The sequence below is a fragment of the Paenibacillus sp. V4I7 genome (assembly GCF_030817275.1).
GTDB lineage: Bacteria > Bacillota > Bacilli > Paenibacillales > NBRC-103111 > Paenibacillus_E.
The window spans coordinates 6,719,326-6,738,800 of the sequence record NZ_JAUSZD010000002.1 but is presented as its reverse complement, the minus strand read 5'-3'; the positions used below and the strand labels follow the sequence as shown (position 1 = coordinate 6,738,800).

Sequence of the window (19,475 nt, the reverse complement as noted above, 5' to 3'; positions counted from 1 at the left end):
GCTTTTTTAGACGGTCTGATGTTATACAACAATTTAGCCCTTTTATAAGCAATTTAGCTACTTTAGGCTGGAATTGTTGTATTTGTTGCAACAATCGCTTGGAAAACGCGGATTAGCTTGCTTAATGTTGTACAAAGTACAACAAGTACGCGGGTAGCAAACGAATGAAGAACAATTACGTGTTGGGCAGCATAACTTGCGGCACCAACCGTTACCAACTCTCTCGAGCAAGGACGGCGTAAGAGTGCTTTTACAAACTATTTGCCAAGGTACGCATCCAGCATCCAGCTGTGCTTCTCGAGCGATGAGCGAATTCCGATGAGCAGATCGGCTGTCGGTTGATCTTTTTGCTCTTCAGCAAGTTCAATTCCCTCTGTCAGCTCCGAGCAAATGCGGGTAAAGTCACTCACCAGCTGCTTCACCATTTGCTCAGCCGTATCCTCATTCTTAGCTTCCTTAATGGACGCTGTGGCCAAATGTTCCTGCAAGGTAGCTGTCGGAATGGTACGAAGTGATAGCATTCTCTCCGCGATGACGTCTAGATGCAAGGCAGCCTCTGTATATAATTCTTCGAATTTGATATGTAGGGTAAAGAAATTCTCACCTTTCACATACCAATGATAGTTATGCAGCTTCATATAGAGAATCGAAAAGTTAGCGACCTGCTTGTCAAGAATCTCCGTAATCGGACTTGCTTTCGTTGCGGTTTTGACCATTATGAAATCCCTCCACTTAATTAGTATGGTTGTGCTTACGTATAAGTACCCTGTCATATTCCGCTTGAAACAGAAAGGAAAGTAAATCGAAAATTTCAGCATACATTGTTTCAGATGCCAAGAACGGGGGTAAGCAATAAGTAATTAAGCAGATAGGGGTGATTGAAATGTTAGTACAAATTAGTGCGATCATTGCAGCCGTTGCGTTTGTATTCCTTGTCTTCTATTTGATTCAAACTTTGAAATCACTGAAAAACTCATTAGATGAGATCACATTAACGATGGGCCAAATGAAGGATGAAGTCACACAGATCAGTTCGGAAGTACAGGACGTTATTCTCAATACCAATGAGATGGCCATAGATGTGCGTGTGAAGCTGTCGAAGCTTAATCATCTGTTCAGCTCGGTTAACGATGTAGGACAAGTGATTCACGAGTTAACATCGTCGGTGAAACAATCAGCCACGAGTTTAATCTCAGCCGTTAAACAAACGAATTTAACCCAACAAACTCAGCCGCTTAGTACGAAATGGAAGACGATCTTGCAAGGAGTTACCATCTCGTATGAGATGTTGCAAAAAATGAAAGCCAAGAAATCACCGCAAACCGGTGTTACGAAATAGAGAGGGGTCATCTTGTGAACGCTATACGTAAATTTACTGTCTACAAACAATCGAATGGGAAAGAAAATATCATATACTTAAGTGGAGAACTCGATTTATCTGCTGCATCGGAGCTGGCCACAGCGCTTGACTCGGTCGTTCATAAAGGAAATGAGATTCTAACGTTAGATTTAAAAGAGTTGCGTTATATTGACAGTACCGGAATTGGTATGATTGTTTCCGTGCTTAAAGTGAGAGCTGCGATGAAGGCAGCCTTCCGTATACATCACATCCCTGCCAAAATCCAGCGACTATTCGAACTAACTGGCATAGCCCGCTATTTGGTAGGTCGTGAAGACCAAAGTCAAAACAAAGGTGTAACAGAAAGGAAAGAAGAAATCATATGAGCCCATACATTGGCCTTACGATACCGGCAAAGGCAGAATATCTAGATATTGTTCGACTCACTTTATATGGCGTTGCCACCAAAGCGGGCTTTTCCTTCGAAGATATTGAAGATATGAAGGTTGCTGTGGCAGAAGCTTGCAATAATGCGATCCTGCATGCTTACTCTCATGACCAGTCAGGAACCGTGGAGGTTCAATTTGAACACAGCAGCGGATTTTTGAGGATTTCTGTGAAGGATGAAGGCAATAGCTTTAATTATGTTCAAACAGATGCCGACGCAGCCTCGCTGCACCATAAATCCATCAGTGAAGCGACGGTGGGGGGACTAGGTTTGTTCCTGATGCAAGCTTTAATGGATGATGTACAAGTACTGACGCATAACGGTAAAGGAACCGAGGTTATTCTGACGAAGCAACTGGCAAGCCAGCTGAATAGAAAAGAGGAAATGGTATGAATGCGAATGCATCATCCTCGAAACCGTTATATGAAATGTACTCGAAAATGAAGATCTATAAGGAAACCGCTTGTCAAGAGACGGCTACGGCGCTGCTACTGCATTATGAACCCATTGTTCGTATGGCCGTAGGCAAGATGTCGCGGAGCCGTCCTGATTTATATGAGGATTTATTTCAAGTTGGACAGATGTCGATGCTGCGGCTTTTTGTACAGTATGACAGCACCATGGAGATTCCGTTTGAAGCCTATGCCATGAAAAGCTTAATTGGTCATCTGAAAAATTATTTGCGTGACAAGTCATGGTACATACAGGTTCCAAGACGAATTAAGGAGAAAGGTTCGCTTGTCCAGCGTGCCCTGGATGAGCTAACTATGAAGTTTGAACGTTCGCCGAGTATCGATGAGATTGCGGCTTATTTGGAGCTGAGTCCGGAAGAAACGATTGAGATTCTGGCAGGCCGCGATTATTATAATTACACTTCACTGGATACTCCGCTCACGAGTGATGGGGATAGTGCGACGATTGGCGATATGATCGCTGGTCCAACGGATGACTATCAAACCCTCGAGAGACGTATGGATCTTGAAGAGGCGATGACTTGTTTGAAAGAGGAAGAACGCACTGTTATTGGTCTTATCTATCATGAAGGACAATCGCAACGGCACATTGCTGACCAATTAGGGATTTCTCAGATGAGTGTATCCCGGATTCAAAAGCGGGCGATTGATAAGCTGAAGACTGTCTTAAACCAGAGCACGTAAGGGGGCTACCGGATGCCGGGCAACCATTTTCAATTGGAATACGGGAAGAAAGTACGCTTAGAAAGCATTGATCCTAATGAAACTGGAGCCCTTCACGATCGGGGAGAGGCCGAACCGACTATCGAGTTTCTGAGTGAGCGATTAGAAACCTTGCAAAATATCCTGTACGCCGAGAAGAAGCAGTCTGTTCTTTTTGTGATTCAAGGCATGGATTGCAGCGGCAAAGATGGCGTCGTTAAGCGTGCGCTCGGAAGACTGCATCCACAGGGCTTTCAAGTAAGCAGCTTCAGAACGCCTACCGAAGAGGAAGCCGCTCATGATTTCTTGTGGCGCGCTCATAAGGTTGTGCCTGCGAAAGGAATGATCGGGGCTTTCATTCGGTCTTATTATGAGGATGTACTGATAACCCGAGTACACAACTCGATTACCGATTCAGAAGCGAAGAGTCGATTTAAGCACATTAACCGATTTGAGAAATTGCTGGAGAGCAGCGGTGTGAAAATCGTTAAGATTTTCCTGCATATCTCGAAGGATTTCCAACTTGCAAAGTTGCGGAATCGGCTAACGGATCCAACCAAACGTTGGAAATTCGACAAGAATGATCTCGTGGAGCGAGAATCTTGGGGCGAATACCAGAAGGCTTATGAAGATGTGTTTAAGCAGTGCAGCTCGGCTTCTGCTCCGTGGTATGTCGTGCCTGCTAATCATCGCTGGTACCGAGATTGGGCCGTTCTACAAATTGCTGTAGAAGCGTTGGAAAGCATGAATTTAGCTTATCCGGAATCCGATCCGGAGCTCGATCAGTTGCTGGATCAATTATAGAAGCAAGCGCAAACTATCTCTCTAGCTCTCTTAATGTGGTATAGTGAGAATAGTAGAATGTTAACATAACATTCGCTACGAACTGTACTAGGAGGCAAACATGTTTAAATCTATTCCTGTCAGCATAAAGGCTAAAATTACTTTAGGATATGTCTGTATTATTCTATGTTTAGGGGCAGCCCTTTTAGTTGTGAGTGATCGAATAACCTCTCTTCAGAAGGAAGTAGACTTCATATCCACGCATGACATTGAAGTACGCGATCTCCTAAACGTTATACAGAAAAATATGATCGATATGGAAACGGGGATGCGAGGCTACGTCATTACAGGGGATGAGCAGTACTTGGATCCCTATGAGGCCGGAAGCCGAGCATGGCTCGATAATTATAATAAGCTTCATCTTTTAATAAGTGAAAATCCTGCACAACAGAAAAGCTTGGAGCAGATTAAACCAACGATTCAGAACTGGATCCAGAATGCTGGCGAAAACGTTGTTAAGTTGAAAAAAGAAAACAATACAGCAGCCATTAATGATTTATTTAAACAAAATTCAGGAAGAAAATGGATGGATCAGCTGCGTACGCAGTTTGATTCCTTTCTTAGGGTTGAACAGCAGTTAACGGCTGCAAGAGTCGATCAACTAGCGAAAAGCAACTATAATCTTAGAGTTGTTCTTTTTATTGTTTTGGGTATTACTTCCATTTTCTCCGTTCTGGTGGCTTTATTTTTGTCCAATTCGATAACTAGCACGATCAATCGAGTCATTAAGACAATTCGAGATATTACAGCTTCTGAAGGAAATCTAGATGCTAGAATCGAAGTGACAACCAATGACGAGATTAGAGTGTTGGTGGAAGCAACGAATGATTTGCTGGCAAGCTTAGATAAGCAAAACTGGATTCAAACCAATATAACTGAAGTTTCGATCTTGTATCAGGGGATTAACGATATCACTGAATTGAGTGAAACCTTTGTGAGTAAGCTAGCTCCTATGCTGGATGCCGTCTATGGTGTTGTATACCTCCGTAATAACGTTGGGGGCGAGACTCGGTATGTGAAAATAGCAGGATATGCGGCATCCGGGGTAGATCCCTCATCTGCTAGCTTTCAACTAGGGGAAGGCTTAGTCGGTCAATGTGCCGTAGATAAGCGGATTTTCCTGATGGACAATCTCCCGGAGAACCATATTAAAGTAATGTCAGGCTTAGGCGTCTCCACACCTCAAAGCCTACTGGTTGCTCCTATCATTGTGGAGGGCAAAGCCGAGGCAGTTATTGAGTTAGCTTCTCTTCAGCCCTTCCAATCGAGGCATCTTACGTTGGTTGATTTGCTGCAAGAGAAATTCGGAACGGCGATTACGAGTGTGCGAAGCCGAATGGAAGTAGAGCGTCTGCTTTCGGAGTCACAGATGTTGACGGAAGAGCTGCAGTCACAATCGGAAGAACTGCAAACACAGTCAGAAGAGCTCCAGATGCAGCAAGAGCAGCTGCGGATGACGAATGAGTTCCTAGAGGAACAGAACCATTTCGCGGAGCAGAAAGCGTTAGAGTTAAAGAAAGCGAAAGATGAGCTGGAAGAGTTCTCGCTTAAGCTTCAGACAAGTTCGAGGTACAAATCAGATTTTCTTGCAAATATGTCCCATGAGCTGCGAACACCGCTCAATAGCATTATGATTTTGTCGCAAATGCTTGCGGAAAATAACGGGGAAATGCAAATGTCGGAGGTCGTGGATTATTCACGTGTCGTTTATGCTGCAGGCAATGATCTGCTCGCGCTGATTGACGATATTCTTGATTTATCCAAAGTCGAAGCGGGTAAAATAGAAATTATGACGGATGAGGTCAACGTGACCGAAATTCCGCAACAAATGAAGCTGATGTTTGATCCTGTAGCGGATAAGAAGGGGCTGGATTTCGAGGTCATTTTGGAGCCTAATGTGCCTAATGTGATTCTGACGGATGGCCAACGCCTGCAGCAAATCGTGAAGAATCTGTTATCTAACGCTTTTAAATTTACCGAGCAAGGCTCTGTAACCATGAAAATTGCGCTCGCTGACCCTTCTCGAGTCAAAGAGCTGCTTCATAGAGATCCGGAAGAAATCGTACTGGCTATTTCGATTACAGATACCGGAATAGGTATCCCAATCGATAAGCAGCAGGTTATTTTCGAAGCATTCCAACAGGTGGATGGTACAACGAACCGGCAATACGGCGGAACAGGACTTGGTTTATCGATATGCCGCGAGTTTACGCGTTTGCTTGGTGGGTCCATTGTCGTGAAAAGCGAGCTTCATAAGGGCAGCACGTTCACCCTCTATGTGCCTAATGCGTGTGAATCTGAGCCTGAGGTTCAAGAGAACGATTATCCGCGAGGGGAAATTGCAGCAGCTAGCGAGGAATTGAAACTCGATACCATGGTAACCGTTTCGACGGAACCTAGTTCCTTGATAGCGGAGCAGCAAATGGCTGAGCCCATAAGCTCAGATTCGCAATTGTTTCACGGTAAAAGGGTGCTTCTCGTAGACGATGATGCGCGTAATGTTTTCGCACTAGTCACAGCACTTGAGACGAAGGGAGTTACCGTGGAGATTGCTGATCATGGCAAGCATGCCCTGGAGCTTTTATCCGTAGATTCCGATTACGACCTTGTGTTAATGGACATTATGATGCCGGTCATGGGGGGCTATGATGCGATGAAAGCGATTCGCGGTCAGCTGCAGCTGCACGATTTACCCATCATTGCACTAACGGCGAAAGCAATGAAGAGTGAGAAAGAGAAATGTCTGGAGTCCGGCGCTTCCGACTATATCACCAAGCCGCTGAATATGGATCAACTATTCTCCCTTATGCGGGTATGGTTGACGAAGCAGGTGAAGAAACATTGATTCGCCAGTCCTTGGATCATTACACCGAATTAGAAGAACTGCCCCACGATGAGCTGCAAAATATCGAGATTAATCTGCTCTTGGAAGGCTTATATCAAATGTATGGTTTCGATTTCCGCCATTATGTGCGTTCATCCTTACGCAGGAGAATTCTCAATCGCATGAAAGCAGAGAAATTGCCATCCATCACAGCGCTGCTAGAGAAAGTCCTGCATAAACCTGGCTTCGTGGAACAATTATTGAACGACATGTCGATCCGAGTGACAGAAATGTTCAGAGATCCAAGCTTTTTCAGCGCTTTTCGAAGTCAGGTAGTTCCCGAGCTTAGGAAGTATCCTGAGATACGGATTTGGCATGCAGGCTGTGCCACCGGAGAAGAAGTGTACGCGATGGCGATCCTGATGCAGGAAGAAGGCTTGGCCGAAAGAACGAAGATATATGCGACGGATATGAATGAGAAAGCGATTGAGAGCGCGCAAAAAGGCGCTTTCCCACTGAAGCAGATGCAAGTCTATACGAAGAACTACTTGGAATCTGGCGGGACCAAAGCCTTCTCCGAGTACTATACAACAGACCATCAATATGCTTATTTTCAGCCGCTGATGAAAGAAAATCTGATGTTTGCGCAGCACAACCTCGTAACGGACGGCTCCTTTAATGAATTCCATGTCATCCTATGCCGCAATGTCATGATCTATTTCGATACGAAGCTGCAGCAGCAAGTGCACAGCCTATTTCATGGCAGTTTAATTCCAGGTGGGTATCTAGGCTTAGGAAAAAAAGAATCCATTCTTTTCGTGCCCGAAGGGGTGCAATATGATGATTTCGTACCACTGGAACGAATTTATCGTAAGAGATAATTTTGCTGGACACTCTCCCTTGGAGAGTGTTTTTTTTGTTTTGAATATGGGAGGAGGCGGCGAGTAGCCCAACCCAACCCACAATGCTAATTATGGATTTAAAGTTGTGAAAATAAGGGTTGTTTCATCCTCAGCGTGGAATGTTTAAATATAAAGTAGATTGTACTTTGACGCAGAAAGAAGGGAAGCCAATGGAAGAAGATATCGATGAAAAGAAATCTACAGGCGATTGTACACCTGAGAAGTTGTTTCAGGAACTGGACAACGATCCGAGTGCCAAACTAGATAATGACCAGTTAGATCGCATAACGGCCATGGTGAATGAATATCAAGGGAATATTAAGTCCCATTTGATTGAACAGCAGGAAAAGAAGTCTTCAAGGGCTGATCGCCTTGCTGATCATATTGCCTCTTTTGGCGGGAGTTGGACGTTTATTGTGTTGTTTTGTTCGTTTTTGGGGGTTTGGATGATCATTAATCTGATGAGCTTCGCATTTGATAAACCGCCATTCATCCTGCTTAATTTGATTCTATCTTGTATTTCGGCCTTGCAGGCTCCGGTCATTCTGATGAGTCAGAATCGTCAAGCGGCGCGAGATAAGCAGGAGGCGATCCTTGATTTCGCGATCAATTACCGAGCCGAACAAGAGAATATGGAGCTAAAGGCAATGCTCGAACGTCTGGATAAAAGGCTGGAAAGAATGGAACAGCAGGGCTTAACGCGGCAACTTGAGCAAGGGGATGCCAAGGGATGAATTCATATTTTTCAGCTGAAATGTGTTTCATTACTAGGCGATGTGGTTAATAGATGACATAGCAAGAACAACCAATATTCGATGATAAGAAAGGGTGTTTCCTATGTTAGGTTGGGCAATTATGTTTCTAATCATTGCACTTGTAGCCGGTGTTTTTGGATTTTTTGGGATTGTCTCGGCAGCGGTAGGGATTGCCAAAGTCTTATTCTTCGTATTCCTGATTATGTTCGTCGTATCCTTGATTTTCTCAAGACGAAGAGGCTTTTAGCAAAAGTTTAATCATGCACTAACCCAATAAATAATAGCCAAAGAGGAGGATTACCATGAATACTTATACCAGAGTGAGTGTGACATCGAATCTTCAAGAGGCACAGAATAAAGTGCAGCAATTGTACAGAGAAGGCTTTGAGCGAGAGCATATTTATGTGCTGACTCATAGTGCTGAGGGTACTGATTTCGTCGCTAACTATACGGGCGCTGAGCAGATCACCATGGCGGAGGAGGGTGTGCTGACGTCGATCGCTAATCTGTTCCGTTCTCGCGGCGATGAGCTGCGGGCGAAGATGAGAGCGCTCGGTGTGCCTGACGTGGAGGCAGGTCGTTTGGAAGGCGAGCTGGATAAAGGGAAAATCCTTGTTCTGGCTACCCCTTCAACGGAAGTTAGAGACTATGACGGCGCAGATTTTCAACGCACTATTTTATAAGAAAACGTTAAAAAGGGGACTCCTTCAAGGAGTCTCTTTTCTGTGTAGATAAGAAAGTATAAGTTTTATACTTTTGCATCGCATCTACCTTGACAAACGCGCTCGTCCCTAAGGACGACGGAGTCGTTTATCCTTGCCTCATGCAAAAATAAAAACAAAAACCCTGAACGCCTCCATTCGGAGACGCAAGGGTTTCTTGTGAAATCAATTGCTACCTTCTTGCATTCATCGCCTGCTGCTTGTGTTCGATAAGGTTGGGAGCATCTTTAAATCCTTGACCATGGATGAATTGCAAATTGGACATGCAGGACTATCAGCGAATGAAAAATTATCTCTCATCCAGCATGAGCACTGTTCTGTGCTGCAGGTCCAGATGCTGGTTTGCTCCTCGGGGACAGGTTCCAACGATTTCTTTGAAAAGTACAATCGAACTCCTCCTTGTCATAATAGACTCAGACTCGCAAGCAGTTAAAGCAATATGTGGTGAAGGACTACAGCTTGACTACATTTTCAGCTTGCGGTCCGCGGTTACCTTGAACAACTTCAAACTGTACGCTTTGGCCTTCATCCAAGCTTTTGAAGCCTTCCCCAGTAATAGCGCTGAAGTGAACGAAGACATCTTTGCCGCCTTCCATTTCAATGAAACCAAAACCTTTTTCTGCATTAAACCATTTAACCGTGCCTGTTTCCATGTATACAAAAACCTCCAAAAATAATTTGTGCCTGCGCTCCTGTTTCCGAAGATCACGTAGATCCCGATAGCTTGTTAACGCAGCTTTGATAATATATCCATTTATAGGGGAGCTTATTCCATTTTTACTAAAAATTCATTTATCGAAAAATTTATCACAAAGTCGTTGCGTCAATAAGTATTGACGTGCCGCCATTCTCTGCTCTATACTGGGGCTAATTATAAGCCGCAAGACACAACTTCATAGTTCGTATAACCTCGATAATTCGGTTCGGGGGCTCTACTGGGAACCTAAATCCTAACTACGAACACAATATATGCTCATATATTGTGTTTGTTGTTAGGATTTTTTTGGTTTCCTCATTTACGTTGAGGAGGAAGAAAAGGATGGGTTCATTGTTGATTTGCAATGCAAAAGCAATTGTAACGGTGGATGAGGAGGATCGTGTGCTGGAACAGGCGAATATCCTGATTGAAGACAATCGGATCGTGAAGATGGGGAAGGACCTGTATGAGGCAGATCAGGTTATTGATGCGTCTCAGATGTTCGTGTATCCCGGTCTCATTAACGTGCATCATCATTTGTATCAAACGTTCACGCGCAATCTGCCGCAGGTGCAGAAGCTGGAGTTATTCGACTGGCTGCGTTATCTCTACGAAATTTGGAAAGGAATTACGCCGGACGCCGTGTATCATAGCTCACTTACGGGGATTGCGGATCTGATGAAAAACGGTTGTACGACCGTTTTCGACCATCACTATGTGTTTCCACAGCAAAATAGTGCCCATTTTGTAGATAAACAGTTTGAAGCCGCGGAGCGTCTTGGTATCCGATTCGTTGCTTCGAGAGGATCCATGACGCTGGGCAACGATCAGGGAGGGCTGCCTCCCATGAGCGTTGTTCAGGACATAGATACGATTCTAGCCGATAGTGAGAGGCTAATTGATCTCTACCACGATGCCAGCACAGGCTCAATGCGGCAGGTAGTGCTTGCTCCGTGTTCACCGTTCAGCGTATCAGCGGATATCATGCTTGAATCGGCGATGCTCGCCAGGTCGAAGGGTGTGCGGCTGCACACGCATCTAGCTGAGACGAAGAACGAGGAAGCCTACACGCTCGAACGTTTCGGGATGAGGCCTTTGGCCTACATGGAGAGTCTGGGCTGGTTAGGCTCCGATGTGTGGTATGCGCATGGGATACATTTTAACGATGACGAAATGAAGCTGCTTGCACATACCAAAACAGGAGTCGCGCATTGCCCGATTTCGAACATGAAGCTGTCGTCCGGCATAGCCAGGGTTCCCGAGATGCTTGCGATGGGGATTCCCGTGGGCTTAGCTGTTGATGGCAGCGCATCAAACGATGGCTCGAATCTGCTAGAGGAACTCAGAGTCTCGTATCTCTTGCACAGACTTCAGTCTAGCAGTCAGGCGCCGACCGGATATGATCTCTTGAAGGTAGCAACCAGAGGCGGCGCAGAAATATTAGGAAGAAGCGACATTGGTTCGCTGGAGGTTGGTAAAGCAGCTGACCTGTTCATGGTACGTGTAGATCAAATTGACGCTGTGGGGACTCAGACTGATCCGAAGTCGTGGCTAGGGACGGTAGGGCTCAAACGTCCGGTTGATTATACGATTGTGAATGGGAAGGTTGTCGTCGAGAACGGCAAACTAGTTGCATCTGACGAGGAGAAATTAGCGAGAGAATGTCAGGATTCGTTCGAAAGATTCATTCAGCAATGAGAAAAGCTCGCTCCGCACCGGTCTTATAGACCGAATGAGAGCGAGCTTTTGGCTTAGGAGCAGGGCTATTCTCTTGTAATGGTTACACTACCAGTTTTATTATCGAAACCAACCTTACAGCCAAGCTGCTCGGCGATAAAACGAAGCGGTACGAAAGTGGAGCCATTCTTCAGGATCGGGGCGCTGTCCAATTGAACAGGGGATCCGTTAACGCTCGTTGTTTTACTGTTAAGGGTCAGAATAATCGTCTTGTCGTTAAGTTCGTCTTTCACAGTGATTTGCTCTGAGGCTGCGTTCCACTTCACTTCCGCGCCTAGCCTCTCCGAAATGAATCGAACTGGCACCATAGATACTTGATCCTCATTGATAAAAGGATGGGAGGAATCGAACTCGTATTCGTCATCGCTATCCTGATTCATCAGCAAGTGAATGTCTTTTTTGGCTATTTTCAAATCTTCTCTCAGAAATGAATAGAACTTAGAATCTTTGTTGAAATAGGTTAAGAAGGAATCGGTGTTGGCTGGTTCCTCACTTAGGTTCAATACCCCGCCAGAGGTATCAATTACACTAGCTGTAACAGGCTTATTGATATTCCATATTTCACTGGTGTAAGTAAATTTAAGCGCACTGACTCCAGCACTAACATCTGTGATGGGGAGTGTAAGCTCTGCATTTACTTTGCGAATCTGTTTATCGGTATCGATGAAGAAGTCTGTTTTAAGTATGGTTTTATCACTCAGTAATGCCTTCACTTGGGAGTCGGATACAGAAGAAAGAGTCTCCTGCATGTTCTCATCCCACTCGTCAAGAGCTTTCCGAAGAAATTGCTGAATGGTAGTGTAAACAAACTCAACAGCTAACGTTTTGTTATCAAAATAAGACATCATAAGGTCTGGCAATTCAGAACTGAACTCACTCTCGGAGGAGGAGGCTTTCATTTCTTCTTTGATAACAGGAACCAGTACATCATAGAGCTGACCAATCAATTCCTTCATTCCCTTTTCATCAGCGAGGATGTTCGTTAGGAATGTTTTCAGTAGGCCTACGAGTTCATTACCTTTCATCTCTATGTGAGCCTTTTGCATGGAAAGTATTTCACTATTCACAGGCTCGGACACGGAAGATACGGCGAAATGTTCCGGGTTAGGAGCATTGGTTAAGAAGAATTTGAGCAATGAAGGCCATAAATCTTCTGCTTTCTTGAGAAGCTGCTGCTGCATATCGGATGATAGCCCTGCAGAAGATGAGCCAGCCAAGCCAGCTTGCGCTCCCATCAGATCAAAGAAAAGCGGTTTCTTAGCACCTTCGATATGTATAGTGAATTTGGTCCCATTTACGTTGAGCTGGAAGGGGATAGACCCTTTGCTGTAAGTAAGAGCACCGTCTACAGAGATGTGTTGCTTATCTTGCATTTTAGCGCTCTTCAGCTCTAATTTTACATGATTCAAGACGTCAATTATCCGTTTCTCGTCAGCCGACAAGCCATCAGTGTTACCTGTGATAATGTCCATTTGAAGTGACCCTTTGGATTCGGCAGATTGAATGGTGGTACTATTTTGAATAGCTTGCCCCAAATCTAGCCCTTGAACAGCCTGACACCCGGTTAGTGCCAAAAGCATAATAACTAATGCAGTGGAAATCCACCAAGTAAATCTCTTTCTTTGCATCTACAAATCTACTCCTTAGATATAATAGCTAGTAAAAAATAGCAGTGATAGATTATACGCACGAAAAGAGGGAAAGATGCGCTTTGATTAGAAAATTTTTACAATGGTTTAATAGACACGAATAAAAAAGCTCGATTCTCAGAGGTCTTAAAGGCCTGATGAGAACGAGCTTTGTCTTAGGAAAGCAGTACGATAACCAATAGTTCGAAGAGGACAAGCGTCATGATTTGGTTGTATTGTGCTGGTGTATAGACGGGTCTATGCTGACCATGAGGATGCCCGTGCGGATTCACTTGAAGGTAAGCGTGATGTCCATCCACATTAACCAAAACACCTTCATGTGTATGCCCTTCTAACGTCGTGACACGAATGTTGCGACCGATATGCGGGTGGAGTTCACCTAAGATCGTATCTCTTTTCTGCTTGAGCATGTGCTGCCAATTTGGATCTGCCTGAAAGAGAACGAGAGGCCCTTGATGACCATGATGATGCGGTGGATTCGGATTCGTATACATATTGTTTCGCTCCTTTTTCGTGCGGCTGCACATAGCAGCAGGCTTTTTGCCTAGGTTTACTACTAGACTATTCAGCCGCCCAAAAAAGGTGCTATAGACCACTCGCGTCTAATTCAAACAGGTTAGTCGCGTTTAATCGTGACTACACGGGTATCGTCATTGAAGGAGACTTTGCCTCCGAGCTGCTCTGCGATGAATCGAATCGGCACGAAGGTGGATTCGTGATGGAGTGTAGCCGCACTTTCCAACTCGACAGAAGCGCCGTTCACACTTGCGGTTTTACTGTCTAGCTTCAGGATAACCGTCGCACCAGTTAATAAATCCTTGATGGTTACTTGCTGAAGATCTCCGTTCCAGCTAACCTCAGCCCCAAGCTTTTCAGAAATGAATCTCACAGGCACCATTGTTGTGCCATCTGAATTAATAAAAGGCTGCAGTTCATCGGAGGCGGATCCAGTCGTACTCAGATTGACTTCTTTTTTCGTCACTTTCAAATCTTCCTTGAGCAGCTTGTAAATGAGAGACTGCTTATCTAGGTTATTCAATAAGCTATAGATAGAAGAAGCTTCCAGACCTACATTTAGAGCACCGCCAGAAATGTTAATGGTATTCGCTGTGACCGGCTTATTAATATTCCACGTCTCACTTACGTAGGATAGCTTGAGAGCAGCAACGCCTGAGCTCGTATTCGTAAGAGGAACATTCCATGCAAGGCTTTGCTTGCGAACTTGCTTATCAGCATCAATGTAAATATCTGCTTGAAGGGTTGATTTGCTGTTAAATAAATCCTGAATCGGCAGAATGCCCTGTTCGTTGGAAGCATCTCCGGCAATCATTTTATCCAAGGACGCAGCTGTTTTCTTCAGGAAATCTTGAACAGGTGGATAGACAAGTCCAACGGCTAACTGTTTATTACTTAAAATCTTTAGAGAAAAGTCAGTAGATCCGCCCTTGATTTGCTCCTCAATTATGGGTGAAAGGGCATCGTACAATTGGCTGATCAGTTCTTTCAATCCAGCTTCATCAGCGAGAACATTGCTCAGCAGCTTTTTGATAAGGGAAGCCAGTTCCGTGCCGCTAAGCTCGATATGCGCTTTTTGCAGAGAGAGGGACTCGCCATTCACTTTGTCCGTAACAGGTGTAACGGATATGTTCGACGGATTAGGTGTATTAGCTAAAATAAGTCCAATAATCGCAGATTTAATATCCGCAATTTTGTTGCCGAACTGTTCTTGCACGGCTGCGGGTAACAGCTTCGTAAACGATAAATTAGAACCTCCTAAGACATCGAAAACAATCGGTTTCTTCGCGCCTTCGACACTCAAAATGAACTTAGTGCCCTCAGTTGCAAGTTTGAAAGGAATTGTGCCTCTACTGTATGTAATCGTACCATCTGCCGATAGGTGCTGTGCATCTTGTGCTTTTACATTGGTGAGTTCGATTTTCACGTTTTGCAGAGCGGTTAGTGCCTTCTGTTCCTCAGTGGATAGCTTAGAAGTGTTGCTGGGCACAAACTCGAGCTGCAGGGTACCTTTGGATTCTGAGGACTTCACGGCCCAGTCATTCTGAATGGCCCCAGCAAGGTCCAATCCTTGCGCAGCCTGGCAGCCTGATAAAGTAAACATCATTAGAACCATTGCGGCGGAGATCCACCAAGTCAATTTCTTTTTGTACATGTGATAATCTACTCCTTAGGTTTAATAAAAATAGTAAAAGACGTCCAATGATTATACGCGAAATAAAGCCGAAGGATTCGCTGTTAAGAGTAAATTTTTTTGAACGAAACCTTTTATTACCAAATTCGTCTATATTTATGAGGCGTACTGCGTACAAGGTAAATTTACTAAAGCAAAACTCTTAGGAGGTAATTGTCTATGATGACGTTGTTTGCCATATGTTTCTTTGTAGGCCTTGTACTTACGGTTCTTATTACGTTTTTTGGTGGCGAATTTCATGCGGATAACGGGGCTGCCCATGCCCATGGTGGACCGTCTTTTTTTAACTTATCCTCCATTTTAGCTAGTTTGACGGTGTTTGGCGGCATTGGTTATATGCTGAATCAAGTTGGGATGACAAGTGTGTTGCTCATTCTGCTTATCGCAATCGGTGCCGGTCTCTTCATTGGATGGCTCTTCTTCCTTCTCTACGCCAAAGTTATTTATAAGCATGACCACAGCATGAAAGAGAGCGATTTTGACCTGAGTGGTCAGTTAGGAAAGCTGTCTGTGCCGATTAATGGAAAGGGTATGGGCGAAATGATGTTTGTGATGCATGGCACTACGCGTTCTATCAGTGTTCGCTCTGAGAATGGGGAATCCATTCCGAAAGGGACGAAGGTCGTCGTTTTGTACATGAATAAAGGGATTGCGACGGTAACGGGGTTTAACCAATAATAGCAGCTGCAATTAACTACTGGGAGGTTATGCGTTTATGTTGGGAATTTTGTATACGGTTGTTGCGATTGTTGTTGTTGTTTTTATCTTACTGGCTTCTATTGTGAGAGCGTACAAGAAAGTGCCACCGAATGAAGCCATGATTGTGTATGGTTTAGGTGGTAAAAGGGTCGTACAAGGTGGAGGGACGTTCGTCATCCCTGGTTTTCAAAGTTTTAAAACGATCTCTATGATGCTCATGAGCTTTGATGTGAAGCCGGATCAACCTATGTTTTCCCAGCAGGGAATACGGCTCAAAATTGAGGCGGTGGCTCAGATCAAGATTCAAAGTGATCCAATCGCGATTGGCACAGCCTCGGAACAGTTTCTTGACCACACACTGCTGGAGCGGGAAATGATGATTTTGCATTCTGTAGAAGGGCATCTTCGCGGGTTGGTTGGGCAGCTTCCAGTTGAAGCTATTCTCAAGAACCCGGATGAACTCAACAGCAAGATGAGGGAAACTTGTTCGGAGGATTTGGATAAAATGGGGCTGAGCCTTATCTCCTTTGTACTCAAACGAGTGGCCGACGATCAAGGATACATTGAGAACCTGGGCGTGCCGGAAGTGGAGCGTATCCGCAAAAGTGCTAGTATTGCCAGAGCTGAAGTGGAGCGGGATATTCAAATTCGTCAGGCAGATACGGAGAAGGAATCCGCGATTCGTCGAGCGGAAGCCCATCAGTTAAAGATTGAGGCGGAGAGCGCTGCTTCGGCGAAGGAAGCGCAGTACCGCAAAGAGCTCAGTATGAAGGAAGCCGAGTTCAAGCAGGAAACGACGAGCCGGCAGGCTGAAGCGGATTTGGCCTATGAATTGAAGCAGAATCAAATTCAACAATCACTCGTGACTGAACAGGTGAAGATCAAGCAGATGGAAGCGGAGGCGAACAAGACAGTTCGCCAGATTGAAGTCGAGCTGAAGGAGAAAGAGCTCGAAGCGTCGGTCATTAAGCCAGCTGAAGCGGAAAAGCTAGCAGCTATTATGCGCGCCGAAGTCAATAAGCAGAGGCAAATTCTCGAAGCCGAGGCGGATGCCGAGTCGACGAGAAAACGCGGCGAAGCGACGGCCGAAGCGGAGCTCGCGAAAGGGAAAGCGAATGCGGAAGTCGTCCGCTTGGCGGGACTTGCGGAGGCTGAAGCGTTGGAGAAGAAAGCGGAGGCTTACAAGCAGTATACACAGGCGGCGGTTACAGTGGAGATTCTTCGCATACTGCCGGAATTGGCTGAGAAAATTGCGGCCCCGCTGAGCAATGTAGATAAAATTACGGTAATTTCGCAAGATGGAACGACGTCAGGCGTGAATCGGATTACAGGCGATATTGCCAAAATGATCGCGCAAGTACCGGAAATTACACAGACGCTAACAGGCAAAAGCGTGACGGATCTTGCGCGTGCATTCCTAGGCAAGGATAACGAACTTATTTTGAATAAGGAATCGGAATAACGTGAATGCGCAGTATTATTGAGCAATGTCCTCAGCTTCCAGGCTGGGGATTTTTTTATTAAAAGCGTTTTAGATTTAAAGCGAAAATGGTTGAATTGCTATACAATGAGAAAAACACAAGAATTAAGTGAAATGGTAGATAGCTTCAAAGAAATGAGGACCCTACATCGTGCAGATATACAGAAAGTTTCTATGGAATTTATTGTTAAATTATATAATGGGGTCTGGGATCGCTGTTGTTGTGGTTGGCGGAGTCATCATTTCTACAACTCTAACGATTTCGAATGCGGAAATGGTGCGAGTATTCTTCATTATGGTCACCTCGCTATGCGTGATGATGCTTGCTGAAATCGCGGTGTTTCGTAGGCATATGAAGCCTATTCGCGAGATGCTGGAGCAGGAGACTCCGGATCTGGCAACCATCCGAGAAGCCTATTTACAAACGCACCGATTTCCGGCGCTTTCGGTGATGCGGATCATGGGGCCGCACTTTCTTGGCTTATCGATCCCTGCTATGACGATGGCTAGCATCGGGATTGCGAGAGGTTGGTTATCTCTTCCGGTTTTTTACATAGGGCTTGCCGGTATTGGTGCAGTGCTTGTGGCGAGCATGCATGCTTTACTAGAGTTCTTCACAACAGCTCAGGCCATCAGGCCGGTGCTCATACATATTCGGAAATTGGGACAGCGCATCTACGGTGAAGATGTTTCCTTGGATGGAAGAGTCATCGTTTCGATTCAACGAAAGTTTCAGCTAAGTGCTTTCCTCATTGGAACTATGCCGCTCTTTCTGTTTAGTTTAGCAACTCAAATTCGTTTGATTTCGCAGTCCTCGGATATGACGGTCGATTATTGGAAATGGGCGGGTATCATTCTACTGCTTGGAGTCGGCTTTTCCTCCTTAGGGGCACGCATGCTGGCAAGAGACATCCAACAGCCAATTGGAGATTTATATAGGGCAATGAAAGAAGTTCAATCCGGCGATCTGCAGGTAAGAGCCTCAGATTTATTTTCGGATGAATTTTCGCGGCTAGTCTGGTTTCAACCACATGGTAAAGGGGCTTGAAACGCGTGAAAAGATGAACAACCAACTGCTGCAGAGCTACTATTCCACATTAGCGGCTGCACTCGATGCTCGGGATGCTTATACAGCAGGTCATTCGACGCGTGTCGCCAAGTATTCCTTGTTGATTGGACGAGCTGTAGATTTGAACGAACAGGAGCTCGATCTATTGAACAAGACCGCTCTATTGCATGATATCGGCAAAATCGGTGTGCGCGACGATGTGCTGCTGAAGGAAAGTCGGCTCACCGACGAGGAGTTCGAGCAGATCAAGCTGCACCCTGTGCTCGGCGAATCGATTTTGAAGCAAATCGAGCCGGCTGAGGCTATGGCGCCCCTGCTTCCAGGCGTGCGCTCGCATCATGAGCGCTTTGATGGCTGCGGGTATCCGGATGGCCTGAAGGGCCTGGATATTCCGGAGTTCGGCCGCATCATTGCGGTTGCCGATGCCTTCGATGCCATGACCTCCGATCGTCCCTATCGGAAAGGGATGCCGGTCGAGAAGGCACTGGCCATTCTCGCTGAAGGAAAGGGGACCCAGTGGGACCCAGTGGGATCCCTGGTTCGCTCAAAGGTTCATTGAAGTTCTATAAGGTTTAAAACGTATGAAGGAAAGGCCTTACAGCCGCGGAACTGCGGGTTGTGAGGCTTTTTTTGTTACCACAATAGAAAGAAAGTATAAGTTTTGGAATAGACGTTGAGGATTCCCACTTACTATGCACTCTCGCACCGCTAGCCCCAGCAAAACCTCACTGAGAAGCCCGATTCGGCCTTCTCAGATCTAAACCCCAGCCTATCGTGCGGAAAAGGCAGCTGAGGGTTCCTACTCGTCCTTCTCATGTAGTTAACAAAATCATGAGGATAATATGTTGGGGTACTTTGGATGTATAGATAGCAATTTGAAAAAGGTGAATGACTAGTACAACTAATTTCTATGTTATTTAATATAAC

21 protein-coding genes and 1 riboswitch are annotated in these 19,475 nt (G+C 45.2%); of the genes, 15 read left to right on the top strand and 6 right to left on the bottom strand.

Going from position 1 to position 19,475, the window contains the following annotated elements; genetic code table 11:
• Positions 1-257: 257 nt before the first annotated feature.
• A complete protein-coding gene (locus tag QFZ80_RS31540) occupies positions 258-716 on the bottom strand; it encodes a Dps family protein (protein ID WP_307551622.1) in 459 nt (152 codons plus the stop codon).
• A 167-nt stretch (positions 717-883) separates the two neighbouring features.
• On the opposite strand from QFZ80_RS31540, the gene QFZ80_RS31535 reads away from it, so the two are divergent.
• The 10 genes from QFZ80_RS31535 to QFZ80_RS31490 all read left to right on the top strand — a co-directional run bounded on the left by QFZ80_RS31535 (position 884) and on the right by QFZ80_RS31490 (position 8,969).
• The gene (locus tag QFZ80_RS31535; protein ID WP_307562664.1) at positions 884-1,339 is read left to right on the top strand and encodes a DUF948 domain-containing protein; all 456 of its coding nucleotides are present in this window, start codon (positions 884-886) and stop codon (positions 1,337-1,339) included.
• Positions 1,340-1,353: 14 nt separating this feature from the next.
• Positions 1,354-1,725 carry an STAS domain-containing protein gene (locus QFZ80_RS31530; RefSeq protein ID WP_057304436.1) on the top strand — a complete coding sequence of 124 codons (372 nt, stop codon included), beginning with the start codon at positions 1,354-1,356 and terminating at the stop codon, positions 1,723-1,725.
• Complete coding sequence (gene rsbW, locus QFZ80_RS31525; protein ID WP_307551625.1) at positions 1,722-2,180, top strand: anti-sigma B factor RsbW; 459 nt, start codon at positions 1,722-1,724, stop codon at positions 2,178-2,180. The genes QFZ80_RS31530 and rsbW overlap by 4 nt, the downstream gene beginning before the upstream one ends.
• A complete protein-coding gene (locus QFZ80_RS31520; protein WP_307551627.1) occupies positions 2,177-2,944 on the top strand; it encodes a sigma-70 family RNA polymerase sigma factor in 768 nt (255 codons plus the stop codon). The genes rsbW and QFZ80_RS31520 overlap by 4 nt, the downstream gene beginning before the upstream one ends.
• Before the next feature lie 12 nt (positions 2,945-2,956).
• Positions 2,957-3,766 (top strand): PPK2 family polyphosphate kinase, encoded by an 810-nt coding sequence (locus tag QFZ80_RS31515; protein WP_307562662.1) that lies wholly within the window; start codon positions 2,957-2,959, stop codon positions 3,764-3,766.
• A 100-nt stretch (positions 3,767-3,866) separates the two neighbouring features.
• Positions 3,867-6,650 carry a CHASE3 domain-containing protein gene (locus QFZ80_RS31510; protein WP_307562660.1) on the top strand — a complete coding sequence of 928 codons (2,784 nt, stop codon included), beginning with the start codon at positions 3,867-3,869 and terminating at the stop codon, positions 6,648-6,650.
• Positions 6,620-7,510: a CheR family methyltransferase gene (locus QFZ80_RS31505; RefSeq protein ID WP_373460447.1), complete on the top strand. Its 891-nt coding sequence runs from the start codon at positions 6,620-6,622 to the stop codon at positions 7,508-7,510. The genes QFZ80_RS31510 and QFZ80_RS31505 overlap by 31 nt, the downstream gene beginning before the upstream one ends.
• A 191-nt stretch (positions 7,511-7,701) precedes the next feature.
• Complete coding sequence (locus tag QFZ80_RS31500; protein ID WP_307551632.1) at positions 7,702-8,265, top strand: DUF1003 domain-containing protein; 564 nt, start codon at positions 7,702-7,704, stop codon at positions 8,263-8,265.
• A 103-nt stretch (positions 8,266-8,368) separates the two neighbouring features.
• Positions 8,369-8,533, top strand: coding sequence for a DUF1328 domain-containing protein (locus QFZ80_RS31495; protein ID WP_307551634.1), 165 nt, complete (start codon positions 8,369-8,371; stop codon positions 8,531-8,533).
• Positions 8,534-8,588: 55 nt separating this feature from the next.
• Positions 8,589-8,969, top strand: coding sequence for a YflT domain-containing protein (locus QFZ80_RS31490; RefSeq protein WP_307551636.1), 381 nt, complete (start codon positions 8,589-8,591; stop codon positions 8,967-8,969).
• 225 nt (positions 8,970-9,194) lie between these two features.
• Here the strand turns inward: QFZ80_RS31490 and QFZ80_RS31485 are convergent, their stop codons facing one another.
• Positions 9,195-9,395, bottom strand: a complete 201-nt coding sequence (locus QFZ80_RS31485) for a cold-shock protein (protein ID WP_082562262.1) — start codon at positions 9,393-9,395, stop codon at positions 9,195-9,197.
• Between the two features lie 65 nt (positions 9,396-9,460).
• Complete coding sequence (locus QFZ80_RS31480) at positions 9,461-9,661, bottom strand: cold-shock protein (protein WP_029196201.1); 201 nt, start codon at positions 9,659-9,661, stop codon at positions 9,461-9,463.
• Positions 9,662-9,888: 227 nt separating this feature from the next.
• Positions 9,889-9,985: riboswitch (purine riboswitch) on the top strand.
• Between the two features lie 62 nt (positions 9,986-10,047).
• Here QFZ80_RS31480 and QFZ80_RS31475 point away from each other — a divergent pair.
• Positions 10,048-11,403, top strand: coding sequence for an 8-oxoguanine deaminase (locus tag QFZ80_RS31475; RefSeq protein WP_307562658.1), 1,356 nt, complete (start codon positions 10,048-10,050; stop codon positions 11,401-11,403).
• A 65-nt stretch (positions 11,404-11,468) separates the two neighbouring features.
• Here the strand turns inward: QFZ80_RS31475 and QFZ80_RS31470 are convergent, their stop codons facing one another.
• The 3 genes from QFZ80_RS31470 to QFZ80_RS31460 all read right to left on the bottom strand — a co-directional run bounded on the left by QFZ80_RS31470 (position 11,469) and on the right by QFZ80_RS31460 (position 15,261).
• Positions 11,469-13,070, bottom strand: a complete 1,602-nt coding sequence (locus tag QFZ80_RS31470; protein WP_307562656.1) for a copper amine oxidase N-terminal domain-containing protein — start codon at positions 13,068-13,070, stop codon at positions 11,469-11,471.
• 176 nt (positions 13,071-13,246) lie between these two features.
• On the bottom strand, positions 13,247-13,585 hold the full coding sequence (locus QFZ80_RS31465; protein ID WP_307551642.1) for a hypothetical protein: 339 nt from the start codon (positions 13,583-13,585) through the stop codon (positions 13,247-13,249).
• 122 nt (positions 13,586-13,707) lie between these two features.
• On the bottom strand, positions 13,708-15,261 hold the full coding sequence (locus tag QFZ80_RS31460) for a copper amine oxidase N-terminal domain-containing protein (RefSeq protein ID WP_307562654.1): 1,554 nt from the start codon (positions 15,259-15,261) through the stop codon (positions 13,708-13,710).
• A 198-nt stretch (positions 15,262-15,459) separates the two neighbouring features.
• Here QFZ80_RS31460 and QFZ80_RS31455 point away from each other — a divergent pair, with 198 nt between their 5' ends.
• From QFZ80_RS31455 to QFZ80_RS31440, 4 genes are all read left to right on the top strand, one after another.
• Complete coding sequence (locus tag QFZ80_RS31455) at positions 15,460-15,978, top strand: NfeD family protein (RefSeq protein WP_307551646.1); 519 nt, start codon at positions 15,460-15,462, stop codon at positions 15,976-15,978.
• Between the two features lie 37 nt (positions 15,979-16,015).
• Positions 16,016-17,461 (top strand): flotillin family protein, encoded by a 1,446-nt coding sequence (locus tag QFZ80_RS31450; RefSeq protein WP_307551648.1) that lies wholly within the window; start codon positions 16,016-16,018, stop codon positions 17,459-17,461.
• A 169-nt stretch (positions 17,462-17,630) separates the two neighbouring features.
• A complete protein-coding gene (locus QFZ80_RS31445; protein WP_307562652.1) occupies positions 17,631-18,527 on the top strand; it encodes a HAMP domain-containing protein in 897 nt (298 codons plus the stop codon).
• Positions 18,511-19,107 carry an HD-GYP domain-containing protein gene (locus tag QFZ80_RS31440; protein WP_307562650.1) on the top strand — a complete coding sequence of 199 codons (597 nt, stop codon included), beginning with the start codon at positions 18,511-18,513 and terminating at the stop codon, positions 19,105-19,107. The genes QFZ80_RS31445 and QFZ80_RS31440 overlap by 17 nt, the downstream gene beginning before the upstream one ends.
• The last annotated feature ends 368 nt before the right edge of the window (positions 19,108-19,475 follow it).